At 51.8% G+C, this 16,453-nt stretch carries 18 protein-coding genes; 9 read left to right on the top strand and 9 right to left on the bottom strand.

Annotated elements, in window-relative coordinates:
- Window positions 1-56 precede the first annotated feature (56 nt).
- A complete protein-coding gene (locus tag FWG96_06670) occupies window positions 57-917 on the top strand; it encodes a DUF368 domain-containing protein (protein ID MCL2032929.1) in 861 nt (286 codons plus the stop codon).
- Window positions 918-1,096: 179 nt separating this feature from the next.
- Here FWG96_06670 and FWG96_06665 read toward each other — a convergent pair whose 3' ends face one another.
- From FWG96_06665 to FWG96_06655, 3 genes are all read right to left on the bottom strand, one after another.
- Entirely contained in the window at window positions 1,097-2,785 is a 1,689-nt protein-coding gene (locus tag FWG96_06665) for a DUF5591 domain-containing protein (GenBank protein ID MCL2032928.1), read from the bottom strand.
- Between the two features lie 191 nt (window positions 2,786-2,976).
- Window positions 2,977-4,131 (bottom strand): Fic family protein, encoded by a 1,155-nt coding sequence (locus tag FWG96_06660; GenBank protein ID MCL2032927.1) that lies wholly within the window; start codon window positions 4,129-4,131, stop codon window positions 2,977-2,979.
- 50 nt (window positions 4,132-4,181) lie between these two features.
- Entirely contained in the window at window positions 4,182-4,367 is a 186-nt protein-coding gene (locus FWG96_06655) for a hypothetical protein (protein ID MCL2032926.1), read from the bottom strand.
- A 43-nt stretch (window positions 4,368-4,410) separates the two neighbouring features.
- Between FWG96_06655 and pyrB the strand changes: the two genes are divergently transcribed.
- From pyrB to FWG96_06630, 5 genes are read left to right on the top strand one after another with little or no spacing between them, the layout of a single operon-like run.
- Window positions 4,411-5,346 carry an aspartate carbamoyltransferase gene (pyrB, locus tag FWG96_06650; protein MCL2032925.1) on the top strand — a complete coding sequence of 312 codons (936 nt, stop codon included), beginning with the start codon at window positions 4,411-4,413 and terminating at the stop codon, window positions 5,344-5,346.
- Entirely contained in the window at window positions 5,339-5,812 is a 474-nt protein-coding gene (gene pyrI, locus FWG96_06645; protein MCL2032924.1) for an aspartate carbamoyltransferase regulatory subunit, read from the top strand. Before pyrB ends, pyrI begins: the two co-directional genes overlap by 8 nt.
- 1 nt (window position 5,813) lies before the next feature.
- Window positions 5,814-6,344, top strand: coding sequence for an AAA family ATPase (locus FWG96_06640; GenBank protein ID MCL2032923.1), 531 nt, complete (start codon window positions 5,814-5,816; stop codon window positions 6,342-6,344).
- Window positions 6,341-6,607 carry a hypothetical protein gene (locus FWG96_06635; GenBank protein MCL2032922.1) on the top strand — a complete coding sequence of 89 codons (267 nt, stop codon included), beginning with the start codon at window positions 6,341-6,343 and terminating at the stop codon, window positions 6,605-6,607. The genes FWG96_06640 and FWG96_06635 overlap by 4 nt, the downstream gene beginning before the upstream one ends.
- Window positions 6,608-6,649: 42 nt before the next feature.
- Window positions 6,650-7,396: a DUF92 domain-containing protein gene (locus FWG96_06630; GenBank protein MCL2032921.1), complete on the top strand. Its 747-nt coding sequence runs from the start codon at window positions 6,650-6,652 to the stop codon at window positions 7,394-7,396.
- 200 nt (window positions 7,397-7,596) lie between these two features.
- Here the strand turns inward: FWG96_06630 and FWG96_06625 are convergent, their stop codons facing one another.
- The 5 genes from FWG96_06625 to FWG96_06605 form a co-directional block, all read right to left on the bottom strand.
- A complete protein-coding gene (locus tag FWG96_06625) occupies window positions 7,597-8,076 on the bottom strand; it encodes a hypothetical protein (GenBank protein ID MCL2032920.1) in 480 nt (159 codons plus the stop codon).
- Window positions 8,077-8,231: 155 nt separating this feature from the next.
- Window positions 8,232-9,182: a thiamine pyrophosphate-dependent enzyme gene (locus FWG96_06620; protein ID MCL2032919.1), complete on the bottom strand. Its 951-nt coding sequence runs from the start codon at window positions 9,180-9,182 to the stop codon at window positions 8,232-8,234.
- Complete coding sequence (gene porA, locus FWG96_06615; protein ID MCL2032918.1) at window positions 9,179-10,342, bottom strand: pyruvate ferredoxin oxidoreductase; 1,164 nt, start codon at window positions 10,340-10,342, stop codon at window positions 9,179-9,181. Before porA ends, FWG96_06620 begins: the two co-directional genes overlap by 4 nt.
- A 2-nt stretch (window positions 10,343-10,344) precedes the next feature.
- Complete coding sequence (locus FWG96_06610) at window positions 10,345-10,623, bottom strand: 4Fe-4S binding protein (protein MCL2032917.1); 279 nt, start codon at window positions 10,621-10,623, stop codon at window positions 10,345-10,347.
- Window positions 10,623-11,138 (bottom strand): 2-oxoacid:acceptor oxidoreductase family protein, encoded by a 516-nt coding sequence (locus tag FWG96_06605; GenBank protein ID MCL2032916.1) that lies wholly within the window; start codon window positions 11,136-11,138, stop codon window positions 10,623-10,625. Before FWG96_06605 ends, FWG96_06610 begins: the two co-directional genes overlap by 1 nt.
- A 349-nt stretch (window positions 11,139-11,487) precedes the next feature.
- Here FWG96_06605 and ppsA point away from each other — a divergent pair, with 349 nt between their 5' ends.
- Entirely contained in the window at window positions 11,488-13,794 is a 2,307-nt protein-coding gene (ppsA, locus tag FWG96_06600) for a phosphoenolpyruvate synthase (protein MCL2032915.1), read from the top strand.
- On the opposite strand, the gene FWG96_06595 is transcribed toward ppsA, so the two are convergent.
- Complete coding sequence (locus FWG96_06595; GenBank protein ID MCL2032914.1) at window positions 13,795-14,649, bottom strand: CBS domain-containing protein; 855 nt, start codon at window positions 14,647-14,649, stop codon at window positions 13,795-13,797.
- Between the two features lie 350 nt (window positions 14,650-14,999).
- On the opposite strand from FWG96_06595, the gene FWG96_06590 reads away from it, so the two are divergent.
- A complete protein-coding gene (locus FWG96_06590) occupies window positions 15,000-15,218 on the top strand; it encodes a hypothetical protein (protein ID MCL2032913.1) in 219 nt (72 codons plus the stop codon).
- A 51-nt stretch (window positions 15,219-15,269) separates the two neighbouring features.
- Entirely contained in the window at window positions 15,270-16,349 is a 1,080-nt protein-coding gene (locus tag FWG96_06585) for a hypothetical protein (GenBank protein MCL2032912.1), read from the top strand.
- Window positions 16,350-16,453: the final 104 nt, after the last annotated feature.

The following is a 16,453-nucleotide window of genomic DNA, read 5'->3' as shown; positions in this document are numbered from 1 at the left end:
GATTAGACAAATCGTCTATACTCTAATAATTAATACCACGTCTAATATCTCCCTTTATGAAGTCCCCGGTACCTGCCGTCAAGAAATTTTTCATTGGTGTGCTTGTAGGCATCGCATCTACGGTACCGGGCGTGAGCGGGGCGGTCCTTGCCGTCTGCTTCGGGATCTATGAGCGGCTTATATCGGACATCGCGGACATTGCCCATAAGATCAGGGAGGACTTCGGATTCCTGATGGTCGTAGGAGTGGGCATTGCCTTCGGCATTGTGGTCTCCTTCAAAGGGCTCGATTGGATACTGGAACATTACTTGGTCGCCTCCATGATGCTGTTCACGGGGATGATACTGGGACAGCTTCCGGAGCTGTGGAAACACACAGAACGGGAAAGCAAACCTTCTAAGACGAACGTCTTGGCATTTGCGGTCGGCATTGTCATAACCTTGCTGTTCTTGGCCATGGCCATGATGGAAGCGGAAGAGATAAAACTCTCACACGATGCGGTGTCGTGCCTGTGCATGGTCCTCATCGGCATGATCTTTTCCGTATCTCATCTTGTTCCGGGGATAAGCGGTGCCACGATACTTTTGGCCATGGGCCTGTACCCCCAGCTGATAGAGACGATAGCCTCGTTCGATGTCGTTCTGATGGTACCGCTTGTGATAGGAGTCTTCATCGGCTTGATCGGTTTCTCCAAGGTCGTAAGCTATGCGCTTACCAGATACCGCAGGTCCACCTACCTGATGATATTCGGGCTGACGATAGGTTCCGTCTTTGTTATATTATATGAGGCTGCGGCCGCCGGCCCCGGCGTCACGGACATCGCGCTGGGTACCGTTGCGTTGGTCGGAGGCATAGCGCTGAGTCTGTTGTTCTCAAAGCTGGGTAAGGAGACGTCAAAGGAATTCTCCATCCGATGAAAAGGAAGAAAAAAGGACAACGGGGCGGATGGAATGGGATAGAACCCCGTTTTCCTGAAGTATCCTGTGCTTCTTGGGGATGCACTGTGATCTTCAATACAATCATGGCAAGGAGAATATATAAAGAAAAGCGGGGGAGGTCACCGAAAGTACCCGAAAGTACAGAAAATGAAAGATCGTCACTTTCTTTTGTGCCTTACCTTGACTGCTATCCCTCTTTTGAGGTCCGCCATCTCCTTGCCGGACATCATCGCGACCCCTACTGCTATGACATTCCCGTTCAGAGTGACAACTGCTTCGTCGCCCGGCCTGAGTCCGGGGTCGGCATCCTTCACACCGACGGCAAAGAGGTTCCCTTTCATCTCGAAATCCGTCATCTCAACGATGTTCTTGCCTGTCCCTGCGATGATCTCCGCGCCCTCTATCGTAAGGGATACCATGCCCCTCTCCGGCGTAAGCATCCCCAACTGGATCTTGTCCTTGCCGTCAGGACTGTTCCTCAATATCTTCCAGTAAGGGAATTTGCCTATTGCGTAGCTTCCGTCGCTCATCAGAGCATCGGCGGCCTCCTGCCCCAGCTGGAATGCCAATATAGATCTCACAGAACCTATCCTCTCGACAGAATAATCGGCAGGTTCCATGCCTTTTGCGGCCCTTCTCAGCGCCTCATCCAGATTCTTCAGCGATGCGGGGGAGGTAGGATCTCCGACGACGGTCTCCTCCATATCTGCCAGATCCTCGACCAGTTCCGCCGAATCACCCAAGTGGCATATCACCTTGTCATAGCCCTGCGAGAGTATGCCGGACACCATCGACCTTATCATCTCCCGCTCCTGGCATTTCCATTCTCCGGTGACCGGTATGTCATATGAGTTGGCAGGATAGAATATATCCAGCTCCCTCGGTACGATGCCGAGAGGGGATGTCACAATGACCTCGTGCACAAGGGTGTCGTGCTGTGCCGTGTGTATCGCCGATGCGAACGCTTTGTGTGTCTTCGAGATGTGGTAAGGCTTCTTCGCCGAACAGGGAAGCAGCAGCAGTATACGCTTATGTTCCGGCTTCCTGTATCTTTCGGAGATCTTATCGCGGTATATCATAAGGTCCGGTCTTCTTAGAGCCTGGGTCGTGTTGCACGCGAACCTCGTCCCGACGGAGGAACAGCATTCCTCCTGATACCTGTAGCCGACTTCGTCGAAGATCCTCAGTGCGGCGACCGAAGACGGCGACGACGGCGCCCTCTGATCGACCAATTCCCTCAGCCTTCCCGCTTCCGTGAACGCGATTATCTTTTCGCACTCCTTACTTAGGTCGGCGATGTTCTCATCCGAAACATCGCTGCCGGCGCGTATCTCTCCTTCCGGGATCAGACGGATCATTTTGGAACCCGCCGCTTTTGCCAGAGAATCGTCGAACACATCCGCCCCCATGTACGTCAGTAGCGCGACCGTGGAGGGCTCGGCGATACCGATCATGCAGAGGAGTCTGTTGTATCCTATTTTCTCCCTTATTTTGATCACGGAATCGATGAGTTTTCTCGCGTCATTCCTAAGTTCGAATGCGTTCGGCACCACGATCACGTCGGAATCATCTGGGATGTCATGTTCGCTGCTGAAAGGAAGCCTTACGACGCACACTCCGTCTTTGCAGAATGGCGCCGTGTCCTTTCTTGAAGATACTGAAGTGAGCAGTTTTTGGTCGATGGGGATCTCTGAGCCGAAGAAACGGAGTGTCCTGCCTTCGGCTCCGGCCGAAATGCGGATGTCGGGGTCGTCGGAACCTATTATGAACGGCGTCTTTATTGACCGGTCCCCTCTGGAATACTCGCACGTCCTTCCTCTTTGAGACCTTCCGATGACACTCAGCATGACCCCTCGATTCATCGCGCGTTAATTAATATTGCCTCAAGGAGGGCGTTAGCGATACTGCTGTGACAAGCATCGCTGCTGCTCCAAAGAACAAGGCAGCCCCTTTTGCTTTGCCTTTCCCGACTCTGGCTCCAGCAGACGCCCCGCTTTCATTAAAACGCGACCCGCGAAATTAATGAGGGCCGGTCCGTTCAGATGCTCTCCAGCATATCCAGTATCGCTGTTGCTTTGTACAACTTTCCTTTCCTTTTGCCTTCCATAACATCCAACACATCATTCCACAGAAGGACGTCGATCAACTTTCTTGCAGTGGGCGCACTTACGCCCGTCCTGTCCGCGATGTCCTTTGCAGTTATGAAGGGGTTCTCTATCAGCATGCCGCCGATCACGTCCAAAGCACTGCTCCTCTCCCTAAGCGCCAGCTCCCGCATCGTTTTCTTATATGACTCCAGAGAATCAAGAAGCTCCATCGACCTCTTTGTTTGAGAGTCTAATGCATCAAGGAAGAATTCCAGCCAACCCTGCAGGTCTCCGTCTGTGCGCACCTCGGTCAGATGACAGATATACTCGCCCCTGTGCTTATTGAAATATTCGCTTATGTAAAGAAATGGGTTCTCCATTATACCTTCTCTGTAAAGGAGGAGCATTATCATCAGCCTCCCTATCCTCCCATTCCCGTCCATGAATGGGTGTATGGTCTCGAACTGATAATGGGAGACTGCTATCTTCCTGATTGGATCATCATCATTTTCGTTCATGTAATTTATGAGGTCGTCCATCATATATTGTATGGCAAATGGCGGGACCGGGACGAACTCTGCCGTTTCCAGCGTGTCTTTTCTGCCTCCGACCCAGACCTGACCGCTTCGATAGGAACCTGGCTGTTTACCGCTACCCCTGACCCCTTTCAGCAATGTCCTGTGCATCGACAGCATTATCTCCTCGGTTATCGCGCCCCTTCCGGAGACTGCTTCGATCCCGCTGCGGAGTGCTTCTTTATAGTTCCGCACCTCTTGATTGTCCAACGCTTTTTCTCTGTCCCTTTCTTTCTCTTTTTCTTCCCTGAATATATCGGACACCGTGGACCTGGATCCTTCTATGGCGGAGCTGGTCGTGGCCTCCTTTACTGCAAATGCGTTGAGGATCACGACCCGTTCTTCATCCGGGATGCCGGATATCCTTCCGTCCAATTTGGACACTGCGGACACCGTGCGGAATGTTCTGTTGGTCAGACCGTCGGCCTTTATGTCAAGAGGCAAAGTGTTAGGTCTGAAATAACAGAACTGTCCGTTGTCAGCCCATTCGATCCGTCCCGCCTTATCGCTGTGAAGGCTGTTCTCATCCATAGGGCCGCATGAGTTTGTGCATATAAATCCTTATTTGAAGAAAAATTCACTCAATACTTTTTCTCAAGCGATTTTAAAGAAATTTTTACTCCAATTTTTTCTTGAAATTTTTTTGAAGAAAAACTTTTTCCAATATAATGTGCGTAAAAAAACTTCTCAAGGACAGCTTTCTCAAAATTGTGTGAATATTCCGGCGGGCAAATATGACCAAGGAAGCCTTCGTTGCTCTTTTTCATCACAAAGAAAAAGAGTTATATTATAAAGTTCGGATAAGGAAACATGGACTTCTATGACAAGGACCTTGTTTCCATACGCGACCTTGACCGAGAGCAGATAAATTATCTGCTTGACCTTTCCGAAAGGATGATACCTTACGCCAAAGGCGAGAAGGTGAAGAAAGTGCTGGACGGCAAGGTGCTCGGCAACCTGTTCTTTGAACCATCCACCCGGACAAAACTGTCATTTGAAAGCGCGGCCGGAAGACTCGGCTGCACGGTCATAGATGTTTCCGAGATGTCCATGACCTCCATGTCAAAAGGGGAGACTCTTGCCGATACCATAAAAATGGTGGACGGGTACTGCGACGTCATCGTCCTGAGGCATCCTCATGAGGGTGCCGCCAGGCTTGCGGCGAAGTTCTCCGAGAACCCGGTGATAAACGCCGGGGACGGGGCCGGCTCCCACCCCACGCAGACGCTGCTCGACCTTTTCACCATGCGGTCCGCCAAAGGATCCCTCGACGGCCTGAACATAGTTTTGGTGGGGGATCTGAAATACGGCCGCACCGTCCACTCACTCGCCGAAGCGCTGACGATGTTCGGCGCGAAGTTAACGTTCGTAGCGCCGGAATCGCTGCAGATGCCTGCGGACACTTTCAACCACATCGTCGAGAAAGGGTGCAGGCCCGCGAAGACGCATGTCCTGGAGGATGCGATAGGGCAGGCCGATGTACTCTATGTGACAAGGATACAAAAAGAAAGGTTCCCGGACCCCGCCGAGTATCAGAAGGTTGCGGGGACGTACAGGATAGACAACGCGATACTCCGCGAGGCGAAGAGCGACATGATAGTGATGCATCCGCTGCCGAGGGTCGACGAGATCATGCCCGAGGTGGATTCCACTCCCCATGCGAAATACTTTGAGCAGGCGTTCAACGGGGTGCCCGTAAGAATGGCCCTCCTCTGCGCCATACTCGGAGGTGACATCGATGGATAACAAGATCGCCGAGACCAAGATACCGCCCATCAGGAACGGCACCGTCATCGATCACATCGCCAGCGGTCAGGCTCTCAACGTCCTTAAGATACTGGGGGTCAACGAGCATAACATCGACTCGGTGATAAGCATCGGCATGCACGTCCTGTCTACCAAGACCCAAGGATGGAAGGACGTGATAAAGGTGGAGGACAGGGAACTCGACCATGTGACGGTGGGGAAGATAGCGCTTATCGCGCCGGACGCGACGATATCCATCATAAGGGATTATTACGTGGCAGAGAAGTTCAAGGTCAGGCTGGACGACCATATCATAGGGCTGGCCAAATGCAGCAACCCCAACTGCATCACCAACAGGGGGGAGCCCGTCATTCCGGAATTCATAGTGGGAGAGCGCAACCCCCCTAAGCTCAGATGCGTCTACTGCGACAGGATATTGACAAACATCTCTGAGAACCTCTTGTGACATGAAGATCATTATAGTCACCGGGATGCCGGGAGCCGGCAAAGAAGAGTTCCTTTCGGTCGCAGGTTCGATGGGGATCCCGTTCGCGCGTATGGGGGATGCGGTAAGGGAAGCGTATCCGTCGTCGCCGGAATGCGGCATGGGATTGAGCGTAGGGCAGTTCGCAAGTGCGGAAAGAGAACGGCACGGAAAGAACATCTGGGCAAAACGGACCATCGAGCGTATGAGCGGCGGCCTGTTCCTTGTGGACGGTTGCAGGAGCATGGACGAGGTCAGGTCCTTCAAAGAGCTCAGCGGGAACGTCCGGATAATAGGGATACACTCCCCTCCTGAAGTAAGATACGAAAGGCTCGTGAAAAGAGGGAGGGAGGACGCCCCCCAAAGCAGGACGGAATTCAGCGAAAGGGACTCCAGAGAGATATCATGGGGATTGGCCGAGGTCATTGCCCTGTCCGACATAATGATCATCAACGATTCAAGCCTCGGTGAGTTCCGTTCCGCATCCGAAAGGATACTGAAGGAGTTCAGATGAGGTTCACGACCATGCGTCTCTGCGGCGGAGAGGCCCTGATGGCGATATCGGCGGACGACCTCGATCTTGATATCGGCAAGGTCTCCGCCGTTCTGGAGGGAATGGGATGCACCATCAGACAGAAGGATGATATGATGGTCATCTTGGACTGGGAGGGACTGGAGACAACGATATACCCCCAGGGCAAGGTGATGTTCTTCCCCCTGAAGGACCGTTCATTGTGCATCAGATACGCAACGGATATCCTCGAGAAGCTGATCTGAGCTCCACCTTACTTTTATATCCTTATTACGTATGTCCCCTTCATGGAATTAATTACCCAGATGATACTTTCTGGCATATTGTCGGCGGCCTTGTCGATAGTTGCCTATAAGTTCAGGATGCTGACGTCCTCAGGGGCGATAGCGTCGTTCTTGGTCGGGTACGTTGTGGGTGTGTTCGGTTCCGTCTATTGGCTGATACTCCTTGTCGCCTTCACGCTTGTCGGTCTTGCCGCGACGAAGATGAACATCAGCGACAAAAAACAATACGGTCTGCAGGAAGGCGATTTCGGAGAGAGAACGCATAAGAACGTTCTGGGGGTGGGTTTCCCGGCATGCCTGTTCGCATTCCTCTACGGATTCATGCATTTATATTTTAACAAGGAGTACGACCTGGCGATGACCGCTGCGTTCATAACCGTCCTCTCGGTCGCCGCTGCGGACACGGTTGCGAGCGAAATAGGGATCAGGGACAGGAAGGTTTGGCTCATAACGACCTTTGAAAGAGTTAAACGCGGGACGGACGGAGGAGTGTCCGTACTCGGGACGCTGTCATCCATTGCGGCAGCGGCGTTCACAAGCATTGTGGGGTGGCTGCTCATCTTCGGCGGCCTGGGCGCCGACGGCATCTACATCCTAGTACCGATAACGATGGGCATCGCCGGGAGCTTGATCGACAGCGTGCTCGGCGCGACCCTTGAGAGAAAGGGAAGGATCACGAAATACACCAACAACTCCGTCAGCGCGCTTGCCGCCGCATGGCTCGGAGTGGCCATCATCCTGTTCCTCTGATGTATACCCGAAACTAGTTCTGAGTTTTTCTGACGGCCCATAATGCCGTTTATTTCTCCGAGAAAAAGGCAGGCGGAGTGCGATGGGTCTCCACTTGCATTGGCAATATTGCAATGGTTTTATGCTGAGTGCCATATTTCTGCCTAATAAGTGATTTAAAAGACCAATGGCAGGAGGAATTACACAAAGGGCGATATTCATCAGATGCTGTATGCAACATAATTGCGCTCAATTTTTATTAGATCATCCTTTGTCAGTAAACCCGCATCATATGCCTCTTGCAGACTGTGGAAATTTCCGTCTTCCCAAACTAGAATTCTGTTTGAATTTCCATAGTAGAACGTTACTCCACCTACGGTCTCGCTGCCTGTTGCAGTAAGATATCTGCTCAAACTATAGTCCATCATTACCGCTACGCAGCCATCATATATTCCGCAACATCCAAGGAGCCACACATCGTCCGCCGTCGCATCGGGGTTGATATGCTTTACGTGAAAATCCAAATAATCTTGTTTTATCTTCATTTCTACGTCTTTACCCAATGGCGTAGGTTGGTCCCATTCCATCTGGTCACTATCCTGCGTATTGTCACTCTCCTGTGTGTAAATCGCTGCTATGGCAATGGCGGCGACAACCGTTATTAAAACTAGCGAAAAGATCAATATTGTAAACTTATTCATAATAACTTTTCACATCCTGCTGAATTTCCGGTAAATTTACATGATATCGACCATATATATCATCGACCGATGCGAATTTCACACATATGCGTGAAATGTGTAGATCACGTAAATATCCAAAAAAATTGGAAGAGGGCATCGCCCCCTGTTTATCCTTAAAGTTTACAAAGTTTCAGGAGAGAATCCCACTTCTTGTCCACATCCGCCTGCATGCTCTCAACGACGGGCGCCCACTTCTCCTCTTTGAGGTGGCTGAATCTGCCCTGGGAGTTGATCCACTCGGTTATCGGCTTCTTCTCCGCCTTGCCGTCGGCTATCCTCTGGCTTTCCGCTGACAGCGTATAATCGGTGCCGTTCTCTACCTCATAGAGAGGCCAGACGCAGGTCTCGACCGCAAGTCTCGATATCGCGATGGTCTCGTCTGAGGGGAATCTCCAGCCTCTCGGACACGGCGTTATCGCGTTGATGAACGAAGGCCCGGACAGACTGAACGCCTTCTGCGCCTTCTGGACCATGTCCCTCCACGCGTGGGGCGCGGCCTGGGCGGCGAACGGTATCCCGTGGGCGGCCATTATTCGGGTCATGTCCTTGGGGAACTCCTTCTTCCCGGGCATGACGCTGCCGGCCCAGGATGTCGTCGTGGACGCTCCTTTACCGGTCGCGCTCGACCTCTGGATGCCTGTGTTCATGTACGCTTCGTTGTTGAAACAGACATAAAGCATGCTGTGGCCCCTCTCCATTGCGCCCGACAGCGCCTGGATACCGATGTCGTATGTTCCTCCGTCCCCGGCAAAGGTCACGAACTTTATGTCCTCTTTCACTTTGCCCTGTCTCTTAAGGGATTGGTATGCGGACTCCACCCCGGCGCACGTTGCCGCCCCGTTGCCGAACGCGGTGTGTATGTACGGAGTGTTCCACGAGGTGTACGGGAATATCGTCGTCGATACCTCGAAGCACCCTGTGGCGCATGACACCACGACGTCCTTGTCCGTCCCCATAAGTATCTGTTTTGCGATTATCGATTCCGAGCATCCGGCGCACAGCCTGTGGCCGCTTGCCAGCCTGACCGGTATCTTGCTTAGGTCCTTCAATGCCAATGAGCTCATTCTTTCACCCCCAGGAAGTTTATCCTCTTTGCCTTCCCTCCGGCCACGTCCTTGAACATCGACACGAAGTCGGAGACCATTGTGTCCACTCCTCCGAGACCGAATACGTAGTTGTACATCTTCGGCATGGATTCGTTCTCCAGGGCCGCAGCGACGACCTCGGGGAACATCGGACCGTATGCTCCGATGCTCAGGTGCTTGTCCATGACAATGACCGTCTTCTTCCCTTTCATGAGTTTTGCCAGCCCTTCGATCGGCCAGGGTCTGAAAAGACGGGGCATCGCCGCTCCGACCTTCAATCCTTCCTTGCGGAGCTGGTCGATCGCTTCCTTCATGGTCCCGAATGACGATCCAAGAACAATCGCGATGCATTCCGCGTCCTCGCACTTGTATTCTTCAATAATGTTGTATCTTCTGCCGGAGATCTTCTCGAACTCCTTGAATGCATTCTCCGTTACTTCGAACGCATTGTCCATCGCCACGACCGACTGGTATTTGTGGGCGAAGTAGAACATCGGTCCGTCCAGAAGGTTGTGGGATATGGGGTTCTTCACATCCAGAAGCGGATAGATCGGCTTGTACTCTCCGACGAATTTCCTGACGGCCTCGTTGTCGAGGGGGGATATCCTTTCTATTGCGTGTGTGAGTATGAACCCGTCGAGGTTGACGAGTCCGGGGAGCTGGACATTGGGGTGCTCGGTTATCCTGGGGGCGATCACCGACATGTCATACGCCTCCTGGACATTCTCCGCGAACAGCGATATCCACCCGCAGTCCCTCGCCGACATGACGTCGCCGTGGTCATTGTGGATGTCTATTGGTCCGCTGACCGCTCTGTTCGCGACCGCCATTATCAGCGGGACCCTCATGGCCGCCGCTATCGGCATCATCTCCCACATGTAGGCCAGACCCTGCGACGCCGTCGCCGTGAACGTTCTGGCTCCGGCGGATGCGGATGTGGTGCACAGCGTAAGGGCGCTGTGCTCGGATTCGACGCAGACGAACTCCGTCGACACTTCCCCGTTCGCTACGTACTCGGCGAACTTCTCGACTATTATGGTCTGAGGCGTGATGGGGTATGCGGCGCAGACGTCGGGATCTATCTGTTTCCACGCAAGCGCGACCGCCGCGTCTCCGTTTATTGCGATATGGTTGCTCATGATCACTCCTCCTTCATCGTTATTATCTTCTTGGGGCAGACCTTCGCACAGATACCGCAGCCCTTGCAGTGGGACATCTTTATCCCTATGAATTTGCCGTCCTCCACGATTATGCTGTTATCGGGACAGTACACCCAGCAGGTGAGACAGTCTATGCATTCGCTTTTGTTCACAACGGGAACGGAACTTCTCCAGTCCCCTGTGTGGAATTTCTCGGAACTTCCGGGTTCGATCACGCGGTCTCCGATCACCATGTCCTTGTAGTTAGCTATGTTGGCCATCACTGCACCTCCTCAAATGCTCTCTTGAGCGCTTTCAGGTTCTGCTCTATCGCCTTTTCCTGAAGCTTACCCTCGAATTTTGTTCTGATATGGCTCTCCAACGCCTCGTAGCGGATGATCGGCCTTACTTTTACCAAAGCACCGAGCATTGAGGTATTGACCATGGGGCGGCCTATCTCTTCCAGAGATATCTTCGTCGCGTCCACGGCATGACATTCTGCGTTCGTGCCTATGGCCTTCTGAAGATCGGACGAAGAACCGGAGTAATTCGCGATTATCGTCCCTCCGCTCTTGAGGCCTTTCCCGACGTCTACCTTGCCTATCAGCGTCGGGTCGATCACTATGACAATGTCGGGATCATAGACCTGTGTGTGGATCCTTATAGGGCTTTCCGATATCCTTGCAAATGCTTTTATCGGGGCCCCCATTCTTTCCGGTCCGAACTCCGGGAAAGCCTTGACGTATTTCCCGGCGTTGATGGACACCTCGGCGAGTATCTCGTTTGCCGTGACCACGCCTTGACCCCCTCTTCCGTGCCAACATATTTCTGTATCCATGTTGAATCAACAAAAATACCGAATACCTGTATCTGATTTAAATCATACGTTCATTGCCGAAGAAGCAAAGAAGTGATTTACTTTGCTTTTGACCTTTATCGCATTTTTTTCCAATAATTATACGAATCATGCTTAATTTTTTTCGAATTTCGAATTAATTCGAGACCGCGCCGTACGACCTCGTAGTTTTGTAGTTACCAAAAAATTGGTTGGCTCAAAAAAAGATATTATAATAAAACCGATACCGTTACTCAGTTGTAGGGCAACGGTCCTGCGCTGAAAAACTCCTTACAAGAGTGTAATTGCCATGGACAAGAAGATAGTGGATATCAACGAACTGCGCGTGGATGACTTACCTTATGTCGGCGGAAAAGGAGCGAACCTCGGCGAGCTCACCTCCGCCGGTTTCCCGGTCCCCGGGGCATTCGTTCTTACGACCGTTGCCTATGATCATTTCCTAGAAAGAAGCGGGATCTCAAAAGACATAGAAAAGGAGCTCAAAGGCATAGACAGGTCCTCGGACCAGAGCCTCACCGATGCTTCCAAACGGATCAGGGCTCTGTTCGAGACCTGCGGAATACCTGACGACCTGAAAAAAGAGATAGCCTCCAGCTACAGGCTGATAGTCCCCAAGGGTGAGATCGGTTTCGTGGCCGTAAGATCAAGCGCGACGGCCGAGGACCTCCCGGACGCAAGCTTCGCGGGCCAGCAGGAGACATACCTGAACGTTGAGAGCGAGGATAGCCTGTTCGATAAAATAAGGAAATGCTGGTCCTCCCTGTTCACGGCCAGAGCGATAGCCTACAGAGAGAAGCAGGGATTTGTCCACAGCGCCGTGAAGATCGCCGTCGTCATACAGAAGATGGTCAACTCCGAGGTGTCCGGGATAATGTTCACCGTGGATCCCCACAGCGGGGCAAAGAACATCATCATCGAGGGCGGATACGGCCTCGGCGAGGCAATCGTCGGAGGGGAAGTGACCCCCGACACATACGTCATCGACAAATCAAAGATGACCATAACCAAGAAAAGGATATCCAGCCAGAAGTGGAAATATGTCAGAGGGCCGGACGGAGGGTGCCTGAAGGAAGACGTTCACAACGGCGATGACAAAAAACAGAAGATGGAGGACGCCCGCATACTGGAGATGGCGGAGATCGGCCGCCAGGTGGAGATACACTATCAGAAGCCCATGGATATAGAATGGTGCATCGAAGGGGGCAAAGCGTACCTTGTGCAGGCGAGGCCCATAACGGCCGTCGGAAACTCCGGAACCAAAGGAGAGAACGACGCCTCCAGCGAGGACATACTCCTCACCGGGCTCGGCGCAAGCCCTGGTTTCGCCACAGGAACGGTCAGAATATACGAAGAATCCATGAGCCTTGATGTGGTGAAGGACGGGGATGTCCTCGTCACGAAGATGACAATGCCGGACATGGTCCCCGCCATGAGCAGGTCCGCCGCGATCGTCACCGACGAGGGCGGGATGACCTGCCACGCCGCGATAATATCAAGGGAATTGGGAACGCCCTGCGTCGTAGGGACGGGGAGCGCGACCGAGGTCCTGAAGGACGGGGATACGATAACGGTCGACGGAACCACCGGCACCGTATACAGAGGCGCGATAAAGAAGAAAGAGGAATCCGGCGGCCAGACCGCGGACGTGATCTCGGCGGAGTTCGTCCCCATCACGGGGACCAAGGTCATGGTGAACATGAGCATGCCTTCGAAGGCCGATGAGATCGCGAAACTTCCATGCGACGGCGTCGGCCTTATGAGAAGCGAATTCCTTTTCACAAATTACATTGGAGAGCACCCCTGCGCCGTCATAGACGAGGGAAGATCGGAAGAACTGATCGACAAACTTGCGGAAGGCATGTCGAAGGTCGCGAGGGCATTTTACCCCAGGCCGATAATCCTAAGAACATCGGACTTCAAGACGAACGAGTACCGCGACATGAAAGGCGGCGTTGACTACGAACCGAACGAAGAGAACCCGATGATAGGATGGAGGGGATGCTCGAGGTACATATCCGAGAATTACAGGGAAGCGTTCATGTGCGAACTCAGAGCAATAAAAAAGGTCCGCGACGAGCTCGGACTGAAGAACCTGCACGTGATGCTGCCTTTCGTCAGGACGATATTCGAGGTCGAGGACATCATCGCCATGATGAACAGCGTCGGCCTGAGAAGGAGTCTGGACTTCAAACTATACTTCATGGCGGAGATTCCCGTCAATATCTTCATGGCCGAGGAGTTCTGCAAGTACTGCGACGCGTTCTCAATCGGGTCCAACGATCTTACCCAGCTCATACTGGGATGCGACCGCGACTCCGATATACTGGGACGCATGGGCTACTTCGACGAGAGGAACCCCGGCGTGAAGGCTGCGATATCCCAGCTGATCAAGATCGCTCACAAGAACGGAAAGACCGTCGGAATATGCGGACAGGGTCCTTCGGTATACCCGGAGTTCGCAGAGTTCCTCGTTGAGGAAGGGATAGATTCAATCTCGCTCAACCCGGACACTTTCGTGAAGACCAAGAGGAACATAGCGTCGGCCGAGCAGAAGATATTGCTGAAAGGTCTCAGGGAGCTTAACGAGAAGCAGTGATCAGTGATCAGGGCTATTAGCATCCGACCCGCTGATGAGTCTCTCATTCAGGCCGTTGGCCTGCTCCTGCGGGAGCAGCATGGTCGTTACTTCCATGAACGGGTGCTTAGACCCGTCTATTATTCTTATATCGCCGAGGGTCTTGAGGCCCCACTTCTCCGCCGTCTTCTCCAGCCCGAGCTTGGCGTTAAGATCGTTCGGCTCAAGCACGATCGCGTTGAAAGTACCGAGACCCAGCTTCTGTGCGGCCAGGATCCTGTGGTGGCCGTCGACCACCAGGTACCCGTTCCTCCTTTTTATCACGATGAGGGGTTCGTTCAGCCCTCTTTTGATCTCATACTGACGGCCGATAAGCTCGTCCATGTAGACCTCCTTCTGGGTTGGTATGAGCTCGCTTATCGGAACCTCCTGATTGGATATCTTGAGTCTTATCCCGTTCTGCTGTTCCAGCAGGTTCTTCACAGACATCACTTTGGCCGGCCTCGATCTTTCTATCTGGGACCTCACCACGTCTATGTTTGAAATGATACCGACTATCTTCCTTTCCTCGTCCACCACCGGCAGGTTCCTGAGTCCGTATCTGAAAAGTATCCTGGTGGCGTCCTCGATCGACATGGACGGAATGGCACAGAGGGTCCCGCGGTTCATTATCTCCCTCATCTTAGCGTCCGGCCTGTCCATGACCCTTAGCAGCTCCTTCGCCGTGACATATCCGAGCAAGTACTCGTTCTCCACTATAGGGAAGCCGTGGAAACTCGATTTGATTATCTTTTCCCTGACCTGCCTGACGGTCATGTCCGGTGTCACTGTCTGGACGTCCCTTATCATATAGTCTGCGACTGTCGGCGACGGCATCTTATCGGTACCCTATCTTACAGGAGAATGAAAAACCCTTTGCTTTGACGGACATGCGCGTCATATTCAGGAACAAAGGACATCTTGCGGAATAACGTACGATATCAAACGTTTCGACTTGACGCGGTCGTCGATGCGATCGAAGGTCGCCGCAAACGGTCTGGTCCTTTGACGAGAACGCAAACCGCCTGTCGGATCCGGCATAGTTATGACTGTGATACAAATTATTCCTATGGAAAATGTGGTAAAATTGCTAATTATTCGTGTGGAAAATGTGTGCCAGCAAAAATACCAATAAGCAGAACACAATTTATGTTCATAAAAAGGCTTGCAAATGGCGACTTCTGAAATTGAAGAACAGCAGGGCCCGCAAACCTCCGCTGCTTGAAAGCGTAAGACAATGCGGTAAGACGTATATACTCAGAGAATTCGGAGAACGGGAATACGAGGATGTCGCCTACTTCACATTCTTGGACGACCCCGTCATCTACAACATATTCCAGACGGGTCTCAAACCGAAAGGATGCCCGAAGTTTTACCATTGGGTCGAATATAATTATATACATTGAACATGTTACGAAATAGCACTAAATATATGATTCGTAATATGGGGGAAAATAATGAATGTTAAAATCATTTTACTGGTCTCGGTTCTGATCACATTTTCTGGAATGTCGGTGATCGCGTTCGACGATGTCTCCGACGGTGCTGATCCTGCTGATGCAATAACCGATGGCACCGGGGATGCCGAACCTGTAAAGTACATAGCGGCACTGGGTTATGCTCCGGCGCTTACTGTTGCAATGGTGGGCGAGATCGACAAGATAATCGCCGTTACCACATATTCAACATATGAATACACAAAGGACGAACGTTTGAAGGATCTTCACGCAAAGGACGTAGGAAGCATATATTCTGCTATCAACAACGATTATGTTCTGACTTGGCTCCTCCAGTGGGCAGAAGCCAATAACGTTGACAAGAACGACATAGGCATAATACTGACAGGATATCCTAACGCAATAGTCCTGGGTAATGTGCTCTCTTCGTTTGGGTTCAATAATGTGTTGGCATATAACAACATAACTGAATGGGATGATATCATCGATTGTGTGAAGAAAATATCGATAATGGCAACCGGAGAAATATCCTCTGTTGTGGAAGATATGGAACTCGTGAAGGCTACTATCGATAAGGGACTGGAAGGAATCACAGAAAAAAGGAAGGGGCTTGCAGTATGGTACAGCACAGCCAACGGAGAATATCAGGTAAATAACACCGGGTCCATCTCTGTTTCATTGATCGAGGCTGCGGGAGGAATAAACATCGCATATAATCCCTCTATCAGCGGCCAAAGATACGGCGATGTCACAACTGTAATTCAAATGGCAGAAGCGAACCCGGACATGGTGATATTCATTGCCAACCAAAGTGTGTCTAACTTCAGATCAGCGGCGCTTCCTCAAAACAGTGACGTTACTGTCATTGCGGTGAATCCTAACTGGAACAACTATGCTCCTGATGCCGCCGAAGGGCTTTGGGCTTTCGCTTCCGCACTGTATCCGGACCTGTTCGAAGGGGATGTTCAAATTATAGATGATGAACAGTCTAATCCTGATCTGCTTCTTTATGCAGCGGCCGGAATTATGGTAACGATGGTCATTATAGGATTGGCATACTTTTTCATGAGGAAACCGTAAGCCAATTAAACAAGGGGGATCATCCCCCACCATTCTTATTCAAGGGCATATTTATGATATCAGGCGTCGGGAAAAAGAAAAAGTTAATTCTTATCATAATTGCA

It is taken from the genome of Candidatus Methanoplasma cognatum (genome assembly GCA_009777615.1).
Lineage (GTDB): Archaea > Thermoplasmatota > Thermoplasmata > Methanomassiliicoccales > Methanomethylophilaceae > Methanoplasma > Methanoplasma cognatum.
The sequence above is the reverse complement of the archived record's forward strand: the minus strand, read 5'-3'. Positions and strand labels throughout refer to the sequence as shown.

Coding starts and splice junctions, on each gene's coding strand:
- FWG96_06670 (MCL2032929.1), top strand. CDS start 57: ATGAAGTCCCCGGTACCTGCCGTCAAGAAATTTTTCATTGGTGTGCTT.
- FWG96_06665 (MCL2032928.1), bottom strand. CDS start 2,785: ATGCTGAGTGTCATCGGAAGGTCTCAAAGAGGAAGGACGTGCGAGTAT.
- FWG96_06660 (MCL2032927.1), bottom strand. CDS start 4,131: ATGGATGAGAACAGCCTTCACAGCGATAAGGCGGGACGGATCGAATGG.
- FWG96_06655 (MCL2032926.1), bottom strand. CDS start 4,367: ATGAAAAAGAGCAACGAAGGCTTCCTTGGTCATATTTGCCCGCCGGAA.
- pyrB (MCL2032925.1), top strand. CDS start 4,411: ATGGACTTCTATGACAAGGACCTTGTTTCCATACGCGACCTTGACCGA.
- pyrI (MCL2032924.1), top strand. CDS start 5,339: ATGGATAACAAGATCGCCGAGACCAAGATACCGCCCATCAGGAACGGC.
- FWG96_06640 (MCL2032923.1), top strand. CDS start 5,814: ATGAAGATCATTATAGTCACCGGGATGCCGGGAGCCGGCAAAGAAGAG.
- FWG96_06635 (MCL2032922.1), top strand. CDS start 6,341: ATGAGGTTCACGACCATGCGTCTCTGCGGCGGAGAGGCCCTGATGGCG.
- FWG96_06630 (MCL2032921.1), top strand. CDS start 6,650: ATGGAATTAATTACCCAGATGATACTTTCTGGCATATTGTCGGCGGCC.
- FWG96_06625 (MCL2032920.1), bottom strand. CDS start 8,076: ATGAATAAGTTTACAATATTGATCTTTTCGCTAGTTTTAATAACGGTT.
- FWG96_06620 (MCL2032919.1), bottom strand. CDS start 9,182: ATGAGCTCATTGGCATTGAAGGACCTAAGCAAGATACCGGTCAGGCTG.
- porA (MCL2032918.1), bottom strand. CDS start 10,342: ATGAGCAACCATATCGCAATAAACGGAGACGCGGCGGTCGCGCTTGCG.
- FWG96_06610 (MCL2032917.1), bottom strand. CDS start 10,623: ATGGCCAACATAGCTAACTACAAGGACATGGTGATCGGAGACCGCGTG.
- ppsA (MCL2032915.1), top strand. CDS start 11,488: ATGGACAAGAAGATAGTGGATATCAACGAACTGCGCGTGGATGACTTA.
- FWG96_06595 (MCL2032914.1), bottom strand. CDS start 14,649: ATGCCGTCGCCGACAGTCGCAGACTATATGATAAGGGACGTCCAGACA.
- FWG96_06585 (MCL2032912.1), top strand. CDS start 15,270: ATGAATGTTAAAATCATTTTACTGGTCTCGGTTCTGATCACATTTTCT.